8 protein-coding genes are annotated in these 6160 nt (G+C 43.0%); 4 read left to right on the forward strand and 4 right to left on the reverse strand.

Annotated elements, in window-relative coordinates:
- Window positions 1–39 precede the first annotated feature (39 nt).
- The 4 genes from RTX25_RS13275 to groES all read right to left on the reverse strand — a co-directional run bounded on the left by RTX25_RS13275 (window position 40) and on the right by groES (window position 2777).
- Window positions 40–504, reverse strand: a complete 465-nt coding sequence (locus RTX25_RS13275) for a hypothetical protein (RefSeq protein WP_312654394.1) — start codon at window positions 502–504, stop codon at window positions 40–42.
- A complete protein-coding gene (locus RTX25_RS13280; protein WP_312654395.1) occupies window positions 501–710 on the reverse strand; it encodes a helix-turn-helix transcriptional regulator in 210 nt (69 codons plus the stop codon). Before RTX25_RS13280 ends, RTX25_RS13275 begins: the two co-directional genes overlap by 4 nt.
- 152 nt (window positions 711–862) lie before the next feature.
- Entirely contained in the window at window positions 863–2479 is a 1617-nt protein-coding gene (gene groL / locus RTX25_RS13285; protein WP_312654396.1) for a chaperonin GroEL, read from the reverse strand.
- A 16-nt stretch (window positions 2480–2495) separates the two neighbouring features.
- The gene (groES, locus tag RTX25_RS13290) at window positions 2496–2777 is read right to left on the reverse strand and encodes a co-chaperone GroES (protein ID WP_312654397.1); all 282 of its coding nucleotides are present in this window, start codon (window positions 2775–2777) and stop codon (window positions 2496–2498) included.
- A gap of 332 nt (window positions 2778–3109) precedes the next feature.
- On the opposite strand from groES, the gene RTX25_RS13295 reads away from it, so the two are divergent.
- The 4 genes from RTX25_RS13295 to RTX25_RS13310 form a co-directional block, all read left to right on the forward strand.
- Complete coding sequence (locus RTX25_RS13295) at window positions 3110–3739, forward strand: TIGR01906 family membrane protein (protein WP_312654398.1); 630 nt, start codon at window positions 3110–3112, stop codon at window positions 3737–3739.
- 105 nt (window positions 3740–3844) lie between these two features.
- The gene (locus RTX25_RS13300) at window positions 3845–4255 is read left to right on the forward strand and encodes a HutP family protein (protein ID WP_312654399.1); all 411 of its coding nucleotides are present in this window, start codon (window positions 3845–3847) and stop codon (window positions 4253–4255) included.
- Between the two features lie 292 nt (window positions 4256–4547).
- A complete protein-coding gene (locus RTX25_RS13305; RefSeq protein ID WP_312654400.1) occupies window positions 4548–5540 on the forward strand; it encodes an ABC transporter substrate-binding protein in 993 nt (330 codons plus the stop codon).
- Window positions 5541–5779: 239 nt separating this feature from the next.
- The coding region (locus RTX25_RS13310; RefSeq protein ID WP_312654401.1) for a transposase at window positions 5780–6160 on the forward strand (381 nt) is incomplete at its 3' end.

Here is a 6160-nt window from a genome sequence, read left to right on the forward strand (position 1 = left end):
GACACCTCCGTATCGCTCATCATAGCCTTTATGAAAATGTCACGCGTTATATAATCTATAAAACCGGTATAAGAACATCATGCTCTCGATGGTCACAAAAACTGCAACGAAAATCAGGATGTGATCCATCGTAAACATCTGACCCTTTGTAAACATAGGGAAAACCATCATGAAAATGATGATGAAATTGGAAATGGATACATAGTTTTTCTTCGTCACATCTGCTGATATCCGTTTTTCTCTTTCATCTTCTTCGCTTATGGTTGAATTCGCTCGCATGCGGTCCATAAAACCGGCAGGTTTTTTGTCTCTTACTGAATTTTTGAGCATGAGAAAGAGAATAACAAACAGTATGGCTGCCGTGAACAGGAAAGTTCCAAATCGTAAAGGTACATTTATCTTCTCAGCAAGAGCTTCATCAAAAAGGTCTCGTGTTAAATGAAAGAAGTAAATTGTCCAGACAAGCAGCACTCCAAGTATTGTTCCATTACGTGTTTTCTTCATTTTGCATCCTCCACCTGATAAAAAATTTCTTCGATCGACACTTCAAATATTTCTGACAGCTTAAACGCAAGTTCAAGAGAAGGCGTATAGCTTCCTTTCTCAAGTGAAATGATCGTCTGCCTCGTCACTTCCACTTTCTTTGCCAGATCTTCCTGCGTTAATCCCTCTTTCGCCCTGAATACCCTGATATGATTTTCGATAGGCATGAAATCAGCCCCCTTCTTTATATTGATATTGTAAAATAGACTATACATTAAGTCAAGTCAATTTTACATTTTGTTTAATCAACTTAACATTTTTATAAGAACAAAAGCGATGCTTTCGCATCGCTTTTAAAATTCTTATCTTTTTGTTGTGACTAGTACATTCCGCCCATATCTGGCGCAGGCATCGCAGGCATTGGTTCCTTGATGTCTACAACAGCAGCTTCTGTTGTCAGGAATGTTGCAGCAACTGATGCTGCATTCTGAAGTGCAGATCTTGTTACCTTAGTTGGATCTACGATACCAACCTTGACCATGTCAACAAGCTGCTGAGTCAGAATATCGAATCCGATACCCTTTTCGCTGTTCTTGACCTTTTCGATGACTACGGAGCCTTCAACCCCGCCGTTGAATGCGATCTGTCTCAGCGGCTCTTCAAGAGCACGCTTGACAATGTTGATGCCCACAAGCACATCTGGATCATTGCTTGTCAGTTCTCCGACCTTATCCATGACGTTGATGTATGCTGTTCCGCCACCGGCTACGATGCCTTCTTCAACTGCAGCCTTGGTTGCAGCAAGAGCATCTTCCATTCTCAGTTTCTTTTCCTTTAGCTCTGTTTCTGATGCGGCACCAACCTTGATGACAGCAACGCCGCCTGCAAGCTTCGCCAGTCTTTCCATGAGCTTTTCCTTGTCGAACTCTGATGTGGTTTCTTCGATCTGAGCCTTGATGACATTCACTCTGTTTTCAATCTCGGATTTTTCACCCTTGCCGCTTACAATGACAGTCTGGTCCTTGTTGATTCTTACAGAATCAGCACTTCCAAGCATATCTAAAGTAGCATCCTTAAGTTCTCTGCCCAGCTCTTCAGATATGACCTGTCCACCTGTAAGGATCGCGATATCCTGAAGCATTTCCTTTCTTCTGTCACCGAATCCTGGTGCCTTGACTGCCACGCAGACAAAAGTACCTCTCAGTTTATTGACTACAAGTGTAGCGATTGCTTCACTTTCGATATCGTCGGCAATCAGGAGAAGCTTTCTTCCTGTCTGGACGATCTGTTCAAGTACAGGAAGGATTTCCTGGATGGTATTGATCTTCTTGTCTGTAATAAGGATATAAGGATCCTCAAGAATAGCTTCCATTTTCTCGGTGTTTGTTGCCATGTATGCAGATACGTATCCTCTGTCAAACTGCATACCTTCAACCACTTCAAGCTCTGTTCCGAAGGTCTTTGACTCTTCGATGGTGATGACGCCTTCAGTGCCTACTCTTTCCATGGCATCTGAGATGAGCTGGCCGACTTCTTCGTCTCCTGCAGAAACTGCAGCGACTCTTGCGATGTCTTCCTTGCCTCTTATAGCGATGCTGTTGTTTCTGATTTCTTCTACAGCAGTTTCTACAGCCATCTTGATTCCCTGTCTGATGAACATAGGGTTCGCACCCGCTGTCACATTCTTGAGACCTTCCTTGATCATGGACTGCGCAAGAACGGTGGCTGTTGTCGTTCCATCACCGGCAACATCGTTTGTCTTGGTGGAAACTTCTTTTACAAGCTGTGCGCCCATGTTCTCAAAAGCGTCTTCGAGCTCGATTTCCCTTGCGATGGTCACACCATCATTTGTGATAAGAGGTGACCCGAATTTCTTTTCAAGAACGACATTTCTTCCCTTGGGCCCCAGTGTCACCTTTACGGTATCTGCAAGGATGTCTACACCCTTCTGCATTGCTCTTCTAGCTTCTTCACCATATATGATTGTCTTAGCCATAACTTTTCTCTTCCTCCTATTCTACAACTGCAAGTATGTCACTCTGTCTGACTACAATGACTTCTACACCATCATGCTTCACTTCTGTTCCCGCATATTTGGAGAATAGCACCTTGTCTCCAACTTTGACTTCCATTTCCACCTTATTGCCATCTATGAATCCTCCTGGACCCACTGCTATGACTTCAGCTTCCTGTGGTTTTTCTTTACTGGCTCCTGTAAGAACGATTCCTGATTTTGTGGTTTCTTCGGCTTCCAGCCTCTTTAAAACTACTCTGTCACCTAACGGTCTGATCATTTGACATTCCTCCTAAAGAAAAGTATTTTTAGCACTCACACAAGGAGAGTGCTAACATCTATTTCCTATTATAATTTATTTGATTCTGATTTCAAATATAATTTTAAGGTCTTTCTCTTAAATATCGCATAAATAAACGAATTAAACCCGTTTATCATCCATTATCAAAGAAAATCTCTTTTTTTCTTTCATTTACCCCGCCTTATATCTGACACAAAATCATGATATCATTATTCATGAAACAAGGCGAGAACATTCTCGTCTGACATTATAATGGAAGAGGTGAATGAGGCAATTGACATAACCTTGTGATTGCCGGATCTATGCACAGAATGAAGGAATATCTATATGCACTTATAAACTCGCTCATGATCATCTCCGGTTCAGTCATCCTAGGTCTGAACATAAGACTTCTCTACTATTTCAATATTCCCAGGATTCAGGCGTTAAATGAAGAATATTCAGGAGGACTCATCCGTTCTAACTATGACATCCTCATAGACTATCTTAACCCTTTCTATAGAGGAAAGCTTCAGCTTGATGGACTCGCCATGTCCCCGCAGGGAGAATTTCATTTCTATGAAGTGAAGGTCATTTTCGACCTCATCTATATTCTCTTTGCAGTCACGCTCATCCTGTCTCTCTTCATCTACATGAGACAGAGAAGAGAAAGAGAACTCGTCTACATGAAAAAAGCGGCCATACTGACTTTCATCATCCCAGTCATTCTGGGGATCCCTTTCATCGTGGACTTCTCGAAAGCATTCGTCATTTTCCACGAAATCGCCTTTTCCAACGACTACTGGATCTTCGACCCGAGGATTGACCCGGTCATTAAGATCCTACCCGAATGGTTCTTCATGTACGCGGCATTTCTCATTCTCATTCTGATGCTTCTATCTGCTGTTCTCTTCTATGTCATCGGAAGCCGCAGCATGAGGAAAAGCGGAAAGAAGAGCTGAGATGCTTTCTGGCAGGAACCTTAAATTCTATAATTTTAGCATTCACCGGGAGATTCTATAGTGGAACTGCCTGGTGAGAAAAGTAATATAAAGAGGTGCAGTTATATGATCAGAAGTCTGGATGTACCAAAGGAAGCCGTACGGCTCGCCTTGACTACACGAGAGGAAGAAAAGGAACTCATCGCAAAGCTTGAAACCATGGGTGCAAAAGCTGCGGCTGTAGATATTGGAGGCAATGTCTCAATCAGCATCACAAAAATACTGGAACGGGCTCTTGTTGCATCAAAAAGAGCAGGACTTATTCCGGAAGAATACGCCTCCGAAGGAGCCGTGATGGGTGCAGCAAGAGATGCACTCATGCAGATTCTGGAAAGATCCAACAATCTCAATGTGGGCGGAAAAATCGGACTTGTCCGCATGGGAGAAGATATTGCCGTCTGCATATATGTCAGTATCGGACTTCTTCATCTCAATGAATTTGCCATAGGCATCGGGCACCGTACCCTATCCGTTTAGAAGAACATACAGGATCATGAGGAAGCAGGTATCTATTTCAGATGCCTGCTTCCTCTATATTATCAAAATTTCAGAATATTATATTATAGTTGTTTACATTTTTTCCCGGAGTATGAATCAGTCAATTTCGCGCTATATATTTCTCAATACCATTAATATATCACCCGTTTTTTTGACATTCAAAGGGATACCGGACAAGGCTCTTCCTTGCAAAGGTCTTCGCTCCTCCATATAATAAGTTAATTCATGAAATATTCATGAAAACAATCGTAGTATCAGGAGGATAAGTAGAATGGTAGGAAAAAAATGGATCGCTGCGGCAGCTGTAATCATAGCCCTTGGGGCTACAGGCTGCGAAAGCAAAAAAGACGTGATTTCAATCGGAATCAATCAGTTTGTCGTTCACGAAGCGCTGGATGCTTCAAGACAGGGATTTCTGGATGTACTCAAGGAGAATGGTTATATTGAAGGAGAGAACATCGAAATCGACTATAAGAACGCTCAAGGTGAGCAGCCGACAGCGCTCAGCATCGCGCAGGATTTTACAGCCAGAAAAAAAGACATGATATTTGCCATTGCAACACCAAGTGCTCAGGCATCTTATAATGCCACGAAGGACATTCCCATCATCATCACCGCTGTAACAGATCCGGTGGATGCAGGAATTGCAGAGTCCTTTGAATCGTCAGGTACAAATGTGACAGGAACCTCAGACGGTGTACCCATCGGTCCTCAGCTGGAAATCCTGAATAAAGTGCTTCCTGAAGCAAAGACCATCGGTGTCATCTATAATACATCCGAAGCAAATTCTATCTATCAGGTGAATGAGCTGAAAGTGGAAGCAGAAAAGCAGGGATTCACCCTGAAAGAAGTGGGTATTACAAATCTTAACGACGTGAATGCCGTACTGCCCAGTGCGCTGGAAGGCATCGACGTATTATACGCCCCAACGGACAATACAGTCGCCTCGGCCTATGCCATCATCATAAAACTGGCAACAGAAAAAAATGTTCCTGTCTTTTGCGCGGAGGATGCAGGGGTCAATGCAGGCGGACTGATTTCCGCCGGGCTGGATTACTATGAACTAGGCAGAGAAACAGGACTCATGGCACTGGAAGTGCTGGACGGAAAAAAACCTTCAGAACTCTCCATTTCAACGATGAAAAATCCGGTGATTGTCGTCAATGAAGACACAGCTGAAAAAATGGGCATAACCATCCCCGAAGATATTTTAGCTGTAGCAAGACTGGTAGGCGGTAACGTAACAGCTGCCAGAATCTTATAAACCTTATAAAAAGCTGCAAATTCTCTAAGGTTGATTCAAACCAGTTTCTGTGGAAGATGCTGTCGAGAACCATCTGAAAAAGTCGCCAAAGAAATCTCATTCCAGATGATTAAAATGATCTGCTCTGCCTATAATATAGTGTAAAGCCTGGTATTCGTATTCAGTATACGGGAGAATAATGAAAGCCGTGGATACCGTATGCTGACAGGGCTAATCAATCATCGGGGAGCTGTTTCAGAATGATCATGGCAAAGAAAATCAGATTATATCCCACACAAATCCAGGAAAAACTGCTTTTCCAGTCCGCCGGAACTGCACGGTTCATCTATAACTGGACTTTAGGACGGCAGGAGGAAAATTATGCCTCAGGAGGGCAGTTTATTTCAGACAATGACTTGAGAAAAGAAATCACACAGATGAAGAAACGGGAGGAATACGCCTGGCTTCATGAAGTCTCCAATAATGTGGCCAAACAGGCGGTGAAAGACGCCTGCTCCGCCTACAGGAGGTTTTTTCAGAAACTGGCGGAGAAACCCAGGTTTAAAAGCAGAAAAAAATCCAGGCCTTCGTTCTACAATGACAACGTGAAGCTGAAATTCAAGGACAAATCGGTTCTCATT

It is taken from the genome of Proteiniclasticum sp. (assembly GCF_032054185.1).
Classification (GTDB): Bacteria; Bacillota; Clostridia; order Clostridiales; family Clostridiaceae; genus Proteiniclasticum.

Coding starts and splice junctions, on each gene's coding strand:
- RTX25_RS13275 (WP_312654394.1), bottom strand. CDS start 504: ATGAAGAAAACACGTAATGGAACAATACTTGGAGTGCTGCTTGTCTGG.
- RTX25_RS13280 (WP_312654395.1), bottom strand. CDS start 710: ATGCCTATCGAAAATCATATCAGGGTATTCAGGGCGAAAGAGGGATTA.
- groL (WP_312654396.1), bottom strand. CDS start 2,479: ATGGCTAAGACAATCATATATGGTGAAGAAGCTAGAAGAGCAATGCAG.
- groES (WP_312654397.1), bottom strand. CDS start 2,777: ATGATCAGACCGTTAGGTGACAGAGTAGTTTTAAAGAGGCTGGAAGCC.
- RTX25_RS13295 (WP_312654398.1), top strand. CDS start 3,110: ATGAAGGAATATCTATATGCACTTATAAACTCGCTCATGATCATCTCC.
- RTX25_RS13300 (WP_312654399.1), top strand. CDS start 3,845: ATGATCAGAAGTCTGGATGTACCAAAGGAAGCCGTACGGCTCGCCTTG.
- RTX25_RS13305 (WP_312654400.1), top strand. CDS start 4,548: ATGGTAGGAAAAAAATGGATCGCTGCGGCAGCTGTAATCATAGCCCTT.